General features: G+C 53.3%; 11 protein-coding genes. 4 read left to right on the top strand and 7 right to left on the bottom strand.

The features are described 5' to 3' along the window. Positions 1-20 precede the first annotated feature (20 nt). Positions 21-3,491, top strand: coding sequence for a PAS domain-containing hybrid sensor histidine kinase/response regulator (locus WKJ03_RS14210; protein WP_337842883.1), 3,471 nt, complete (start codon positions 21-23; stop codon positions 3,489-3,491). Between the two features lie 6 nt (positions 3,492-3,497). On the opposite strand, the gene WKJ03_RS14205 is transcribed toward WKJ03_RS14210, so the two are convergent. Further along, the gene (locus WKJ03_RS14205; RefSeq protein WP_337842882.1) at positions 3,498-4,412 is read right to left on the bottom strand and encodes a LysR family transcriptional regulator; all 915 of its coding nucleotides are present in this window, start codon (positions 4,410-4,412) and stop codon (positions 3,498-3,500) included. Between the two features lie 151 nt (positions 4,413-4,563). On the opposite strand from WKJ03_RS14205, the gene WKJ03_RS14200 reads away from it, so the two are divergent. Then, on the top strand, positions 4,564-4,734 hold the full coding sequence (locus tag WKJ03_RS14200; protein ID WP_337842881.1) for a hypothetical protein: 171 nt from the start codon (positions 4,564-4,566) through the stop codon (positions 4,732-4,734). A 113-nt stretch (positions 4,735-4,847) separates the two neighbouring features. On the opposite strand, the gene WKJ03_RS14195 is transcribed toward WKJ03_RS14200, so the two are convergent. The 6 genes from WKJ03_RS14195 to WKJ03_RS14170 all read right to left on the bottom strand — a co-directional run bounded on the left by WKJ03_RS14195 (position 4,848) and on the right by WKJ03_RS14170 (position 12,866). Continuing rightward, the gene (locus WKJ03_RS14195) at positions 4,848-5,576 is read right to left on the bottom strand and encodes an outer membrane protein OmpK (RefSeq protein WP_337842880.1); all 729 of its coding nucleotides are present in this window, start codon (positions 5,574-5,576) and stop codon (positions 4,848-4,850) included. 2 nt (positions 5,577-5,578) lie between these two features. Then, positions 5,579-7,468: a methyl-accepting chemotaxis protein gene (locus tag WKJ03_RS14190; protein ID WP_337842955.1), complete on the bottom strand. Its 1,890-nt coding sequence runs from the start codon at positions 7,466-7,468 to the stop codon at positions 5,579-5,581. Positions 7,469-7,618: 150 nt separating this feature from the next. Further along, positions 7,619-8,272, bottom strand: a complete 654-nt coding sequence (locus tag WKJ03_RS14185) for a response regulator transcription factor (protein WP_337842879.1) — start codon at positions 8,270-8,272, stop codon at positions 7,619-7,621. A 199-nt stretch (positions 8,273-8,471) separates the two neighbouring features. Then, positions 8,472-9,614, bottom strand: coding sequence for an HNH endonuclease (locus WKJ03_RS14180; protein ID WP_337842878.1), 1,143 nt, complete (start codon positions 9,612-9,614; stop codon positions 8,472-8,474). Continuing rightward, positions 9,607-10,227, bottom strand: a complete 621-nt coding sequence (locus tag WKJ03_RS14175; protein WP_337842877.1) for a class I SAM-dependent methyltransferase — start codon at positions 10,225-10,227, stop codon at positions 9,607-9,609. Before WKJ03_RS14175 ends, WKJ03_RS14180 begins: the two co-directional genes overlap by 8 nt. Positions 10,228-10,559: 332 nt before the next feature. After that, entirely contained in the window at positions 10,560-12,866 is a 2,307-nt protein-coding gene (locus WKJ03_RS14170; protein WP_337842876.1) for a TonB-dependent receptor, read from the bottom strand. A 211-nt stretch (positions 12,867-13,077) separates the two neighbouring features. Between WKJ03_RS14170 and WKJ03_RS14165 the strand changes: the two genes are divergently transcribed. Together WKJ03_RS14165 and WKJ03_RS14160 are read left to right on the top strand one after the other, a co-directional pair. Then, the gene (locus tag WKJ03_RS14165) at positions 13,078-14,382 is read left to right on the top strand and encodes a GntP family permease (RefSeq protein WP_337842875.1); all 1,305 of its coding nucleotides are present in this window, start codon (positions 13,078-13,080) and stop codon (positions 14,380-14,382) included. Then, positions 14,382-15,545, top strand: a complete 1,164-nt coding sequence (locus WKJ03_RS14160) for a homoserine O-acetyltransferase (RefSeq protein ID WP_337842874.1) — start codon at positions 14,382-14,384, stop codon at positions 15,543-15,545. The genes WKJ03_RS14165 and WKJ03_RS14160 overlap by 1 nt, the downstream gene beginning before the upstream one ends. Positions 15,546-15,612: the final 67 nt, after the last annotated feature.

Below are 15,612 nucleotides of genomic sequence, written 5' to 3'. Positions count from 1 at the left end.
TGATGGAACATGTGCCTCTGATGAATATAGCCAGCAGCAGTATCGGACTGGGGACCATTGCGGCCATTTCCCTGCTGTATTTGTTGGTGCTGCTGGGGGTTGGCAGCCTGGGACGGCGTATCAGCCGCCACCATAAACTGTCGCCCTGGATCTTCAGTTTTGCCTTGTCCATTTACTGCACCTCCTGGGCTTTTTATGGTGTGACGGCCCAGGCGGCCAATAATGGCTGGTGGATCCCACCGACCTATATAGGGTCTTTGCTGCTGTTCTGGTTTGGTTTTGGCCTGATAGCCCGCATCGCCATTGCCTGCCGCCGCTACAAAATTACCTCGGTGGCCGACTTTATCTCTACCCGTTACGGCCATTCCCGCTTGTTGGCCATTCTGACCACCCTGATCGTCCTGGTGGCCATCATTCCTTATATCTCGCTGCAACTGCAGGCCATCAGCACCAGTATTCAGGCGCTGGTGGTCATTCAGCCGTCCAGCGACTGGTACCGCGACACCGGCCTCTATGTCACGCTCTGGCTGGCGGTATTTGCGCTGCTGTTTTCCGGCAAAAGCGCAAAAGCACATCAGCCCAACCCAGGCCTGATGGCGGCTATTGCCTTTGAATCTCTGGTGAAACTGCTGGCGCTGCTGAGCATTGGTTTTTTTGTCTGTTTTGGTTTGTTCGACGGCTTCGGCGATATTTTCAGCCAGGCGGCGCAACACCAGGCTGTGCAAGAGTTTCAGCAGCAGGCACAACCTGCCTATGTCTATTGGCTGCATGTGTTGCTGGGCTTTTTGGCCACCTTGTGCCTGCCGCGCCAGTTTCACGTCAGCTTTGTCGAGAACCAGCAACTGAGCCAGCTGCACCATGCCCGCTGGGTGTTCCCGGGCTATTTGCTGCTGATGAGCCTGTTTACCCTGCCGCTGGCGCTGGCCGGCATTATGCTGCTCGGCCCGCAAAGCAATATTGATTTGGTGGTGCTGCAGCTGCCGCTGGCGGCCAACCGCACCGACATGGCGCTGCTGGCTTATCTGGGTGGCTTCAGCGCAGGCACCAGCATGGTGATAGTGGCCACTGTGGTGCTGGGCATTATGATCACCAACGACTTACTGACACCGCTGATCTACCGCGCGCAAAGCGCAGAACTAAAAGGCAAGCAGCGCATTAAAGTGGTGACCTTGCGCCGCTGGTCCATGCTGGCGGTCTTGCTGCTGGGTTATCTGTATTACCGCTGGATTGGTTCAGGCGCCGGTTTAGCCGGTCTGGGACTGATGGCTTTTGCACTGATAGCCCAGCTGGCACCGGCTCTGATTATCGGCCTGTTCAGCCAGCGGGTGAATAAACAAGGGGCGGTGGCAGGCCTGGTCAGCGGTTTTGTCATTTGGGCCTATTTGCTGCTGTGGCCTGAACTGGCGCGGGCTGGTTTTATCTCCAGCAGCTGGCTGAACAGCGGGCCTTTTGGCATCAGTGCGCTGGCACCCAATTCACTCTCTGGCCATCAGCTCGACCCCTTAAGTTTAGGGGTGGTGCTGAGCCTGTCCATCAACACCCTGATCCTGTTGTTGGTCAGCCATTTCAGCAGCACCCGTTTGGGCGAGTGGCTGGAAAGCCAACGTTTTTTACGCCGGACGCCTGATAAAAGCACCGACCCCCAGCCCCACAATTTGTCGGTGCAGGATGCCTTTTTGCTGGTGCGCCGCTTTGCCGGCGAAAAAGAAAGCCGGCGACTGCTGCAGCGTTACCACCTGAGCGAACAGAATTTTGACCAAAGCGCCAACCCGGCCCTGATGCAGGCCGTGGAACGCAGCCTGGCGGCCGTGGTCGGTGGCGCGTCCATGCGTTTGTTGCTGCAGGCCAGCAGCAAACATGCACAGCTGCCCATCGACACCGTCGCGCGTTTTGTCGACGAAGCCAGCCAGGTGTTTCAGTTTAACCAGACGCTGCTGCATGCCACCATCGACAATATCAGCATGGGCATCAGTGTGGTGGACGCCGACCTGCGTATTATTGCCTGGAACCAGCGTTACCTGCAGCTGTTCGACTACCCGGCAGGTCTGGTGGAAGTGGGCCGCCCTGTGGAAGACTTGTTGCGTTTTAACCTGCAGCAGGGCCGCGCTGGCCAAAGCCTGACCGAAAAGGAAATTTGCACCGAAGTGCAAAAACGGTTGGCTTATCTGCGCCAGGGCTCCAGCTACAAATTCCAGCGCCAGCAGCAGGACGGCCGGGTCTTTGAAATGCAGGGCAACCCCTTGCCCGGCGGTGGTTTTGTCACCACTTACAGCGACGTCAGCTCCTTTATTGAAGCCCAGCGCGCACTGGAGCTGTCCAACGACACCCTGGAGCAGCGGGTACAGTTGCGTACCGCCGAGCTGGAACTACTGAACCAGCAACTGCAGCAGGCCAAACAGCAGATCGAAGCCAGCACAGCCGCCAAAACCCGTTTCTTTGCCGCGGCCAGTCATGACCTGATGCAACCCTTTAATGCCGCCGCACTGTTTTGCGGTCTGATCCGCGAACGCAGCCAGCAGCATGAGGTAAAACAGTTAGCGCAGGATTTAAACCTGTCGCTCAACAGTGCCGAAGAGCTGCTGTCCGGTATTCTGGAACTGACTAAACTGGACGCCGGAGTGATCCATGCACAAACCGAACCCTTTGCGCTGGCCGAGCTGTTGGAACACAGCGCCCGTGAAGCGGCTTTACTGGCGCAGGCCAAAGGCCTGAGCTTCCATTACCAGGCCACGAAACTCGGCACCTGCAGCGACAAAAAATTGCTGAAACGCCTGGTGCAGAACCTGCTCAGTAACGCCATCCGTTATACCCACAACGGCAAAGTAGTGTTGGGCGTGAAGCGCCATCAGGGCCAGTTACGGCTGCTGGTGGCCGACACAGGGGTGGGCATAGCCGCCGACGAACAGCAACGTATTTTTGAAGAATTCCGCCAGGGGAAACAGGCCGATCAAAAAGGTTTAGGTATTGGCCTGGCCATCAGTCAGAAAATCAGTCAGTTGCTGGGACATTCCCTGGGTTTTTATTCGGTTGAAGGCCGCGGTACCGTATTTTATCTGGACCTGCCTTTGTGCCGGGTACAGCAGAAAAAGCAGCTGCAAACAGCCGTCAGCGCCAAAGCCTTTTTCCATCAGAAAAAAGTACTGCTGCTCGACAACGAGCCGGTGTTATTACAAGCAGTCAAAGAGTTGTTACTCAGCTGGCAAATTGAGGTGCAGGCCGTGTCTGGCCCGGCTCAGGCGCTGGCGGCCGTACAAGCGGGTTTTACGCCCGATTTATTGCTGTTTGACTACCACTTAGACCAGGGCGCCACCGGCGTGGATGTGGCCACCCAGCTGCAACAACACTTGGGAATCCAGGCCCATGTGGTGGTCAATTCCGCCGACCCAAACCCGGACATTCGTGCTGCAGTGTTGAACGCCGGGTTTCACTTTATGCTGAAACCCTTAAAAGAAGCGGCGCTGAAGCGGCTGTTTCAGCGCTTATTAACCTGATTTCTGTTACATCGCTCTGACAGCAGATAACTCAGGATTTAACTGATGCAATAAATACTGGATCACCACCTTTAAACCGGCTTTCATATGCTGACGGTGTGGGTACACCAGGTGAAAGGGCACAGGTTTGGGCATAAAGTCAGGCAACAATTCCACCAAAGCGCCACAGGCCAGCTCCTGCTCCACCTGATAACGGCTGACAAATAAAATGCCTAAATCCGCCAGTGCTGCATGCAACATCGCCCTGTTGCTGTTGCAGCGCAAAGGCCCATCCACCAGCACATCAATGGCACAGCCTTGCTGCTCAAAACGCCAGGTCCGCTCCGCCACAGAGCCAAAGGTCAGGCAACTGTGTTGCACCAGCTCATTCGGGTGCGCTGGGGTTCCATGCTGCTGCAGATAACCAGGGGACGCCACCAGCACTATCGGCAGGCCTGGCAAGGCACGGGCAATCAGGCTGGAGTCGGCCAGTTTGCCAAAGCGCACGGCCAAATCGAACTGTTCACCAATTAAATCCACCAGGTTGTCATCCAGATCCAGTTCAATCTGCAACATAGGGTACTGGCGGTGTAAACCAGCAAATAAGGGGGCCAGCACCATAGTGCCAAAGGTGACAGGGGCCGACAGCCGGATCAACCCCGAAGGTTCGTCGCGCAGCTCCGACAAATGATGCTCCGCCTGATCGGCCTGTTGCACCACCTGCTGGCAATAGGCAAAAAAGGCCTGCCCTTCGGCGGTCAGGCTGAGCTGCCGGGTGGAACGCTGCAACAGCCGTACTTTCAGGTGTTGCTCCAGCCGGCTGATGGCTTTACTGACCGCGCCTTTGGACATATCCAGCGCCAGCCCGGCCTGAGTAAAACTGCGACATTCCACCACCCGGGCAAACACCGCCATATCACTTAAACGTTGTAATAAAGACACTGCGTCCTCCTGCCATAAAGACCGCATTTTACCTGTTTTAGTGCAGCATAATTGTTTCTTTAAGGAAACAATTTGTCGCAATTAAACTGGCTAATCATTCACCAGCCGCCTGACTAGACTGTGCTCAGCAATGAAGCAAACGGAGGTTACTATGAAGTGGCAGTACTTATTTAAAGTTTTTGCACAACTGGCTGAATTTCATGGTTATAGCGACCGACGACCTTCTTTTTACCTGGCAGAATCCAAGCAGGATGCGGTGAAGGACACCGATTCAGAGCCAGAGTGCTGCAGCAAACTACCCAGGCAGCAACTGTGCTGTTAACAGGCGGACTGTTTCCCGAAATGCAGAAGCAGAGTGAAAATTTTTAGTTCCTAGCGTGGTGTGCTACACCGCTTTGGCCCAGCCGTCTGGCTGGGCCCTTTTCCAGATGCGCTTCAGAAATACCACTTCAGCAATGCGCTGACGTTGGACTCGTTGGTGCGGAATGCCGGGCTGTCTGCAATACCAAACTTATTGCGCCACAGCGCATATTCAAGCCCCAGATACAAACGGGATTCCAGCCCCAATGCCGGGCTCGCCAGCCATTTGACCTGCGAAGTCCAGTTACAACTGGCACGCTGATCGTCGGTACTGTTAAACCAATCAAGAAAACCATCCCAGACAAAACTCTGACCCGCAATTTCAAAAGGAAAACCCCAGACGACCGTGGTTTGCCAGTTGTCCTCTAGCTGCTCATTGTTGCGGCGGTACATATTCAGTTGAACATAATTAAAACCCGGCACATTCAGGTCCAGTCCAACGCCATACAGGTAATGCGTACTCAACTCAGACATTTCGATGGTCGTCGCCACCAACACATCTTTGACCAGGCCGTCCGCAGACTGATACCAGCCATTTTTAGCTAAGCTGAAACGCGGAGACCATTCGCCGTAGTTCTCTCTGTCGCCATTGGCTGAACGCAAATGGTCCATAAACAAAAAACTGTCACCCCAGCTGGTCCCGGCGACATGTTCCAGGGTGTATACCTGCCGCTGTCGATCACCTACCCGGTAATTGCCACCATTTAAATAACTGACACTAAAGTCCTGCCACAGCACCTCGGCTTGCGCAGCGCCGGCTGGCAGACTGAGTAAACTGGTCAAAAACACGACAGAGTTCTTCATGACTAGTCTCCAGTTTTAAACTGTTGCACTAAGGTGCCCAACTGCTGAGCAAGTTGCTGCAGTCTGCGAATTTCAGTCTGCTGCTGTTCAGCATTGTGATAAATGTCTGTTGCACTGTCGGCTATCAGATGTGCAGACTGGTTAATATGATCCACCACGGCGCCTTGCTCTTCGGTGGCGGCGGCCACCTGATGATTACTGCCGGTGATCTGATCAAATTTCTGCAGTATTGCCTGCAACGCCAGTACCGCAGCGTCGGTATTCCTCATCACCTCGCTACTGCTTTGGGTACCTTGCCGGATAGCCTGCTGCGAACGTTCAGCGGTTTGCTGCAGGGCGGAAATCTGCTCACGGATCTCCGAAGTCGAGGTTTGTGTGCGCCGTGCCAGGTTACGCACTTCGTCAGCAACAACAGCAAAGCCCCGTCCTTGTTCGCCTGCCCTGGCCGCTTCAATGGCCGCATTTAATGCCAACAAGTTGGTCTGCTCAGAGATAGCGTTAATGACTTCGACTATGGAATTGATGGCAGATGCCTGTTCAGCAAAATCGGTAATGGTTTGATTAATCTGCTGCATAACCTCATTCAACTGCAACATTGCCTTGGATGTTTGCTGCATATTGTTGTTGGTCTGATGAGTATCCTGCACAGCCAACTCAGTGTCTGAAGCTGTGCTATGCGCGACAGAGGACACATCTGAAATGGTCTGCCCCATTTCAGTGATAGCGGTAGCCACCTGGTCAGTTTGTGCGCGCTGAGCTTCAGTTGCGGCAAAGGTTGCAGTAGCCAGTGAGGCTACCTGGCTGATCCCCTGCTGCAGCTGATGCTCAGTTTGTTTAATCTGGCGAACTAATTCAGCCGTTTTATGCAAAATAGCATTGAAGCCTTTCGCCAGATGGCCAAGCTCATTGGCCGTGCTGTCATCCAGGCGTTTGGTTAAATCCCCCCCATCGGCGGCCATCAGCAACAGCTCATCACCCACCTGGTTTAACTGCTGGCTGACTCTGCGGGCGAACCATACACTGATTAGTGCAGCCACCAGGATAAGCAGCAAGCTCAGCGCGACGGTAATCATGGTGACCTGATTAATATCCGCCGACACTTCTGAAGTCGGTAATATCGCCACCAACTGCATACCTGTGTCGCGTACTTCCTGAATACCGAGGTAAATTTCCTCTCCATTTAACTGCACTGTACTGACCGAAAAGCCGCCCTTGTGCGCCAGAATGGTCGCACTCACGTCTTTGTATTGACTGAGTTCTGCCAGTTTTTGGTTGGTCATTTTCAACTCCGGATGCGCCGTAACCAACCCGGCTTGATTCACCAGAAACACATAACCATCGCGACCAATCTTGCGGCTGCTGACCAGCCTGGAGATAGCCGAAACGTTATAGCCCAAGCCCGCCACAGCAGCCGCTTTGCCATCCAGCTGCACCAGCACATTCACAAACATGGTCAGCTCTCCGGTTTTTTCATCCGGGTCAATGGCAAGTTCCAGTGGAGTTTCGTTGTCCAGCGCCTGATAAAACCAGCTGTCTCTGGTGTTATCCCTGGACACATTTTTAAAAAAGCCCTGATGGGTGTAATAGGAATTGCTTGCTGCTGATACCCAAAACAACGCCGCCGCGCCGGACTGTTGCTGAGTCTGTTTGAAGTACTCCATCACATGCTGGTGGTTCGCTGCCGAGGTTTCACCATCCCGCATCCATTGCTGCACCAGCGTATTTTGTGCCAACGCTTTGGACAAGGTGATAGGCAGCATCAGTTCAGCGCGGATTTGCTCACTGATCCGTCCCAGACTATTGGGTAGGGTGACCTTTTCTGTATTGCGGTAATACAGCCCTGAGTACTGACCAACCGATACCAGAGTGGATATGAGAAGTAGCAAAAACATTGCAAGCAAGTTAAAGCCGGTAAACAGTGCTTTAAGACTAAGTTTATTCATCGGTGAACAGCCTTATTTAGGTAAATTTTGCCTGATTAACAATAACTTACCATAAGACTAGCCGACACAATTCGAACCACAAGGGAAAATTTAAGCCATTCAGAACTGCTCGGGCAGCTTTAACTTCTCAAATAAAATACCGGCCAGAGTGCGGTTATTCACATTCAGTTTGCGCAAAATAGCCGACACATGCTGTTTCACTGTGGTTTCCTGCACCTGCATTTCAAAGGCGATCTGTTTATTCAGCAGGCCGTCGGCAATCATTTTTAACACCCGGAATTGCTGCGGCGTCAGTTGCTCCAGCCGGCGGGCGAATTCCTGATCGATCAGATCCTGCGCCTGGTTCACCTCATCAATCAGCTCCTGCGGCACCCAACTGTCACCGGCCAGCACAGCGCTGACGGCTTCGCCCAGAATATCCAGCGGCGCCGATTTAGGGATGTATGCCAAAGCCCCCAACTGCAGCGACTGTTTGATCACGGCCGGATCTTCAATGGCCGACACCATCAACACATTAATGTCGGGGTATTCGGTGCGCAGCGCCGTTAAACCGGCAAAGCCTTCGGCGTCCGGCAGCTTTAAATCCAGAAACACCAGCGCTGTGGTTGGGTGCTGCGCCAGCAATTGCCACAGCTGCGCCATGCTATTGGCCTGCACCAACTGCACATCAGGCCCGAGAATTTGCTGAAGCGCCTGCACCAGCGCCACCCGGAACAACGGATGATCATCCGCAATAATGGCAATTTGACTCATGGTTTTATTTCCCGCCCCCAGACAACAGCAACACAGCCACCATACACCAGCCGCTACAAAACCGCACCCCGCAACAGGCTGTACCAAAGTAGTAGAAATAGCTTTCTTTTTCTGTAGTTGGCACACTAGCCGTGAACCAGCGTGACCTTTTCAGTTTCAGCAAAATCAGATCAGTCCTGAGGTATTGAGCAGCTATTGACTACTCGCTATTGGAAAAGAATAGAGAACGATGATGGGCAAGATAATCCTGTTGCGCTGTCAGGCTCTGCTGAAGCCGCAGCGTTGGGCTAATACCCAGCACTTCAGGTCGTTCAAGCTTAGAGGAGATTAAAATGGCTCCCTGTTCATCAAAAGAAATAAAACCTTTATCAAAGGCTTTATCCAGGTTAGGTACCAACATCAAGCCATTATTTGGATCAAGCCTTTCAACATCGTTAGCGTGCCGCCAGGGTTTGATATGGGACGCAACCAGCACTGCCGGAGTCTGATAACCAGTTACCGCACAACCATTCCAACGTGACAGCACTTGTTGTCTGAACACCCCTTGCCCCATTCTGGCTTTGATAAGCGCTAACTTTTCCGTTTGAATAAGACCTGGCCTGTGCAAAATGTCATCAATGTCCTGAGTCATATCAACCTGAGCCAGCTCAGCCAGAAAATCGCTGTAGGAGTCCAGAGCACGACTTAAGAACTGGCTGTGTTGGTAGTCTGCGACTTTAAACTCCTTTAGCTCACGCAGTGGCGTTACCATTTTGTGGTAATGGTGCCAGGAACCAAGTTCAGTCAAAGATCTGCTTGCCAAACCAGCCTGCTGTGCCATAGCGCTGAGACTGTGCTGAATCAGTTGTAAGTACTGATGAGCAGTCTGTTCAGTCAGGCCCCAGGCTTTAGCCCAACGCAGATACAGCTCAGGCAGATTGGTCAGGTTCTGTGTCAGCGCGTAGCGCAGATCTGGGCTTACAATAGGACTTTTCATATAACTAAACAGGTCGCTGTCGAGGTATGCATAAGCAACTTTACTTTTGCTGTACCTGTCCAATTTGACCTGTTCGTATCCAGGCCTGGCCTGCAAAAACCAAAAGCCTTCTGAGGTTAAGTAAAAAAACGGATTTTCCGGACTGTCCTGATCGTCACCGGCCCGAAGGCGTTCAAAGTGTTTGCTGAAGCTTTGGCGCAGTTGATCGGTAAATTCAATTTTGTTTTCTGTGATGACGCCTGAACCAATCAAATCCATCACAGCCAGCAACATACAAACCTTATGCGGTTTGTTATGGCCCGCCAGACGCATGGTGTTTAGATTCTGAAATTTACCGACGTAATACTCCAGCGGTGCATCATTCATGGGTCATCATCCTTGCAAGCACTATTGTTTCCCATTTCACATGACTTCGATCCAACAGATCAGCTTGAGACTCCTCAGGGGCTGTTCTCAGCACCAACTGCAAGCCAGTATGCATTGACAGTGTCCTGATCTCATCGGCTGAAACTGCATAACCAATCCGGCCATCGGTAAATTCACCATGGCGCAACGTGATCACTAGATGCCCACCTGGGTTCAGCAGTTGGCTGAGTTTGCGAAAAGCCCGCTCCCTCAAGCCTGGCGCAATATGCATCCAGACGGCACTTAATAAAATAAGGTCAAACTTTATCTGTAAAGCAAACACCTGTTTCAGTTCGGGTAAGCTGTCGTCTACCCAGTGAATGCAGTGCTGCTTATGCAGTTCACACGCCAGATCCCGCATTGGTTTCGCTGGCTCGACAGCAACGACACTCAGGCCTCGTTGAGCAAAAAAAGCTGCATCGCGGCCAGATCCAGCACCCACATCGAGCAGCCCCCCTTTTTGGGGCAACAAATGTAACCATTGCTGATGCAGTTTCTCAGGGTTCAGGCTTTCATACTGATGAACAAAATGTTCCGCCACCTGATAGTAGGGGTTGTGCTCATGCTCCGACAACGCAAATCCTTGGCAAAGTGGGCCAACAAAAGAGCTTCAGCCTAAAAGAACGTGCTGTGAATGGCAATGCGGTAAGGCTTTTTTTAGGAACTATAGATTTCTAACTTCGATTCCCCACCGCCATTTGGCCTGCTGATTGTTTTGCTAACCTCAGGCAGGCTGAAAATGGTATGAAATTATTGCTACAGGCTTTGAAAAAAATGTATTTGGTGCTGCAGACATAAGCGGGGAAGCGCTGAATAAAGCATTCGGACGCTGTGCTTCACCAACACTTGCCCCACAGATAAAAAAACCCGGCGCTGGGCCGGGTTTAAACCAGGGAAGGCAGAGGTTTAGAAGCGGTAGCCGACGTTCAGGGTGACGGTGCGGGGTGCGCCATAGTAACCAATCAGCGTGTTGTCACCACCCAGGCCAGGGCGGTAGCCGCTTGGCTGCGTGGCATCCGGCGTCACAAAGGCGTAGTTGCCCACCAGGTATTCTTCATCGGTCAGGTTTTTGCCATGCAGGCCCACAGTCCAGTGGCCGTCCTGGCTGTACCAGGTGACGCCCATATTCAGCATGCCGTAGCCGTCCTGCACCAGCAGGTTGTCCAGCTCAGTCAGTGAATACTTGCTGCGGTAGCCATAACTGCCGGTCCAGACCATGTCGCCAAAGCTGGTTTCATTGGTGTAAGTAAAACCTATGTTGGCGGTGGTTTCTGGTGTGTTGGTCACCGAGAACCGGTCTGAAATATCTATTGGGTCGCCTGCTGGTGTGTAGCTGATGGCCTCTTCAAAGCTGGCGTCAATCAGGCCCAGGTTGGCATAAATATCCAGCCCTCTGGCGGCGGCCCAGGTCAGTTCCAGCTCGGCGCCTGTGGCTTCAGAACGGCCGACGTTGCCTAAACGCTGGTTCAGCACAGAGGCATCCGTTGGGTCTGGGATCACCGAAATGTACTGGCGGTCCTTATGGTCCAGCATAAATAAAGTGGCATTCACGCGCAGGGTGCGGCTCCAGTCGGTCTTCACACCCAGTTCAAATGAATCCACATCTTCCGGGTCTGCCGCAGGTTCAGCTGTGGTGGCCCGAGGGTTAAAGGTACCGGACTTAAAGCCCTGGCTGTAACTGGCGAAGAACATGGTGTCGTCACTGTGCTGGTATTCCACGCCCAGTTTGGGCGTCACTTTAGACCAGCTTTCTTCGTCGTCCAGCACTACAGGTGTGGTGAGGCCGTCAGGCCGCACATAACCTGGCACCCAGCCCGACTCCGGGTACACATTGGCGAAAATCAGGCCATTACGCACCAGTGCTTCTTTGTCGTCTTTGGTGTACCGCAAGCCTGCGGTCACAGACCATTGCTCATTCAGTTTGTACGAGCCCTGGCTGTAAGCGGCAATGCTGTCGCTGTTGCTGCAACCGCCTACTTCACGGGTTAACCCCGGAGCGCCCAACGACTGGCCCAATACGCCCAGAATAGCGTCAAACACACCACAGGAATCGGCCGTGTAGTAGTACAGGCCAGACACCAACGTCAGGTTGTCGCTGTTGTAATTCAGCTGGAATTCCTGAGTGAACTGCTCGTCGTCATAAATGGCGGGCACGTCAAAAATAATCACCGAGGTGTTGTCAAAATCAATATTGGTCGGTGAATAGTTTTCACGCTGGGACGTCACTGATTTAAAGGTAAACTCGTCATTGATGTTCCAATCCAGGGTCAGGCTGAGGCCTTCAGTTTCTACTTTGTTCCAGGTGGGCAGGCTGGTGTAAGAATCGTACACACTGTCCGGCACAGGTGCGTCTGTCAGTAAACTTGGCAGCAAACGGTAGCCGCCCTTGGAGTTGGACTTGTCATTGGTTTTGTCATAATTCAGCCGCATAAACCAATCGTCAGAGGGGCGGAATTCCAGCGTGGCACGAAAGGCCTGCAAGTCTTTGTTGTAGTTTTCGTTGTCCTGCCCTGGCAATGCAGACGTCAGGTACTCCCCATAACCGTCACGTTGTAAGTTGGCATAACCAAAACCCAGGTACAGTTTGTTGTCCACCAGCGGGATCTGGCCAGTCAGTTTACCGTCCCGTTGGTTGTAGCTGCCCACCGCTAAGTTAGCATCAAATTCAGTGTCTCCCGACATGGGTTTGGTCACATATTTGACCGCACCACCTATGGTGTTTTTGCCGTACAGGGTGCCCTGCGGGCCACGCAGTACTTCAATACGTTCAATATTCAGAATGTCCAGTACAGCCCCCTGAGGCCGAGCTACATACACATCATCAATATAAATACCCACACCTGGCTCGTACCCCCAAAGCGGATCTTCCTGGCCCACACCACGAATAAAAGCAGTCAGAGTGGAGTTGGTACCACGGCTCTGCTGCAGTGTGGTATTGGGCGAATACTGCGCCACTTCTATCACGCTGCTCAGGCCACGTTCTGCAATGTCAGTCGCGCCAATAGAGGTCACAGCCACTGGCACATTTTGCAGGTTTTCTGCGGTTTTACGGGCAGTCACCTGAATCACTTCCAGTGCCACTTCATCCTCTTTTACCTGTTCCGCCGCTTGCTCTTCCGCCCACACCGGAGCTGTCATGAATGCTGAGCCTACCAGCAATGCCAGTGTGCTGAGCTGAAACCTTGTCATGCTATTTTTGTAGTTATTGGCCATATGCCTTCTCCTGCTGATTTTCCACTCCACTCTAGGCGCTGTTGGCGGAAAGTTAAGCTGTACCTTAGTACTATGCCGGGCAAAGACTACATATAAACCAATGAATATTAAAGGTTTATAGCAAAAAACCTGCACCTGTCTGTACCTTAGTACTATGGTGGGGCCTGCAGCCTTGCCCCAGACTAAAGCAAAACACAACAAGGGCCGTTTTATGTTGAGTCTGTTCGGTTTAGTACTGGGGTTACTGCTGCTGATCTGGTTAACCATGCGTGGGGTCAACCTGTTTATTCTGGCGCCTTTGTGCGCCTTGCTGGTGGCGGTGCTGAACGGTGTGCCCTTCTGGCTGGCCGACAACCCGGCTAATTTTGTGCAGGGCTACATGGCCGGTTTCTCCGGCTTTGTCTCCAGCTGGTTTTTAATGTTTTTACTGGGGGCCTTGTTTGGCAAACTGATGGAGCACACAGGTGCAGCCGACGCGGTGGCGCTGGCCATTGTGCGCAAACTTGGCAAGCAACGGGCTGTATTGGCCGTGGTGCTGGCCTGTGCAGTACTGACTTACGGCGGTGTCAGTATTTTTGTGGTGGCCTTTTCTGCTTACCCTATGGCGGTCAGCTTATTTAAAGATGCCAACCTGCCCCGGCGTTTTATTCCGGCCGCGCTGGGCCTGGGTTCGGTCACCTTTACCATGACGTCAGCCGGTTCGCCGGAAATTCAAAACTGGATCCCTATTCAGTACTTAAAAACCAGCCCCTATGCCGGCTGGGAAGTCAGTCTGGTGGTGGCGCTTTTTATGGGCGTGCTGGGCTACAGCTGGCTGATGAAGATGATCCGCAGCGCTCAGGCCAAAGGCGAAGTCTTTGAAAGCCGCGCTGCCGACCCGCTGGCAGGCGACAAAGCGCTGCCCCACCCCGTGATGGGTATAGTGCCGCTGCTGGTGGTGTTGGTGCTGTCCTACCTGCTGCACGACAGCATGCAACAGGCCGCATTGATTGTGGCGCTGACCGGCGGTGTGCTGAGCTTGTATCTACTGAACCGGAAGTTTCTGAAAAACCTGGGGGCGGCCTTAGATCAGGGAGCCACAGGTGCTTTACTGGCCATTGGCAATACCGCTGCAGTAGTGGGTTTTGGTTCTGTCGCCAAGTTAACACCTGCCTTTGCCGCCGTGGTGCAAACCATGACACACCTGCCCGGGCCTGAGCTGGTGGGTGCCGCCGTGGCGGTCAGCGCCATTGCCGGTTTAACCGGCTCCGCTTCCGGCGGCCAGGCCATTGCCCTGCCGGAAATTGCCCCTGTCTATCTGGAACGCGGCGTGGACGCCGAACAATTGCACCGGGTGGTGGCCATTTCGTCCGGAGCCCTCGATTCCTTACCCCACAACGGCTATGTAGTCACCACCATTCGTGCCATTTGTGGTGAATCGCACCAAAATGCCTATTGGCCTGTGGCGGCGGTGACTGTTGTGGTGCCGCTGCTGGGCACTATACTGGCCATTCTGTTATTCCAGTGGGGGTTCTGATGAAGTGGTTGCTTGGGTTGTTTGGTGGGGCTCTGAGCTTGATGGTGGCCGCTGCAGAGCTGCCGCTGGTGCAAAAACAACAGTTTGATTTGGCCGAATTCAGCACCCAGAGTGGGGTGCAGCTCAAACAGGTAAAAGTGGGCTGGGAAGCCTATGGCACACTGAATGCCGATAAATCCAATGCCATTCTGATCACCCATTATTTTTCCGGCAGCTCACACGCCGCCGGTAAATACCGCAGCACAGACGCGGCACCAGGTTATTGGGACGCCATTATAGGGCCGGGCAAAGCCATTGATACCAATAAATTTTACGTGCTGAGTGTCGACTCTTTGGCCAATATCAATGCCTTTTCGCCCGACGTGATCACCACGGGCCCGGCCAGCATCAACCCGGCCACAGGCCAGCCCTATGGCCTGAGTTTTCCGGTAGTGACCATTACCGATTTTGTTGAGGTGCAACGAGCCTTGCTGGACAAGCTTGGGATCCGCAAGTTGCATGCGGTGATAGGCCCGTCTATGGGCTCCTTCCAGGCCATTGAATGGGCGGTGCGATACCCGGAGCGGGTGCAGCGTTTGGTGCCTGTGATAGGCAGTGCCTATATCGACAGCTACAGCGCAGTGCGGCTGGAACGCTGGGCGCAACCGATAAAACAGGACCCATCCTGGCAGCAGGGCAATTACCCACTGAACCAACAACCGGCAGGACTGGCGCAGGCGCTGGCTTATGTGATTCAGGACGCTTTGCACCCACAAGGTTTTAACCAAAGCTACCCGGCGCCGGCACTGGACAGCGCTATCCACCAGAGTATTCAGGCCGAATTGCCCGCCTTTGCGCAGTTAATGGCAAACGCCAAAGCCCGCTCTGCGCAGATGGATGCCAATTCGCTGCTCTATCTGGTACGGGCCTCCCAACTCTGGCGCGCCGGTATGGGCGACCACTGGCCACAGGCATTAACACAGGTGAAAGCCAAAACCTTGTGGTTACCGGCCACTGGCGATTTACTGCTGACCCCGGCCATGGCCCAGGCCAGTCAACAACAACTGCCCGGCAGCCGCTATCAGGAAATTGGCGCGAAAGATGGCATCAGCAATGGCCATTACGACGGCTTAAGCAATATCCAGTCGGTCAGCCAATTGTTGAGTGATTTTCTCAGTCACTAGCGCTCCGCCCGACCAAAAAGCACTTTCATATACGGTTAAACATATATAAGATACATATATGCTTAGC

The sequence above is a fragment of the Rheinheimera sp. genome, assembly GCF_037442525.1.
GTDB lineage: Bacteria > Pseudomonadota > Gammaproteobacteria > Enterobacterales > Alteromonadaceae > Pararheinheimera.
The sequence above is the reverse complement of the archived record's forward strand: the minus strand, read 5'-3'. Positions and strand labels throughout refer to the sequence as shown.

Excerpts from the sequence above, each read along its gene's own strand:
- WKJ03_RS14210 (WP_337842883.1), top strand. The coding sequence starts at position 21 with ATGAATATAGCCAGCAGCAGTATCGGACTGGGGACCATTGCGGCCATT.
- WKJ03_RS14200 (WP_337842881.1), top strand. The coding sequence starts at position 4,564 with ATGAAGTGGCAGTACTTATTTAAAGTTTTTGCACAACTGGCTGAATTT.
- WKJ03_RS14195 (WP_337842880.1), bottom strand. The coding sequence starts at position 5,576 with ATGAAGAACTCTGTCGTGTTTTTGACCAGTTTACTCAGTCTGCCAGCC.
- WKJ03_RS14190 (WP_337842955.1), bottom strand. The coding sequence starts at position 7,468 with ATGTTTTTGCTACTTCTCATATCCACTCTGGTATCGGTTGGTCAGTAC.
- WKJ03_RS14185 (WP_337842879.1), bottom strand. The coding sequence starts at position 8,272 with ATGAGTCAAATTGCCATTATTGCGGATGATCATCCGTTGTTCCGGGTG.
- WKJ03_RS14180 (WP_337842878.1), bottom strand. The coding sequence starts at position 9,614 with ATGAATGATGCACCGCTGGAGTATTACGTCGGTAAATTTCAGAATCTA.
- WKJ03_RS14170 (WP_337842876.1), bottom strand. The coding sequence starts at position 12,866 with ATGGCCAATAACTACAAAAATAGCATGACAAGGTTTCAGCTCAGCACA.
- WKJ03_RS14165 (WP_337842875.1), top strand. The coding sequence starts at position 13,078 with ATGTTGAGTCTGTTCGGTTTAGTACTGGGGTTACTGCTGCTGATCTGG.
- WKJ03_RS14160 (WP_337842874.1), top strand. The coding sequence starts at position 14,382 with ATGAAGTGGTTGCTTGGGTTGTTTGGTGGGGCTCTGAGCTTGATGGTG.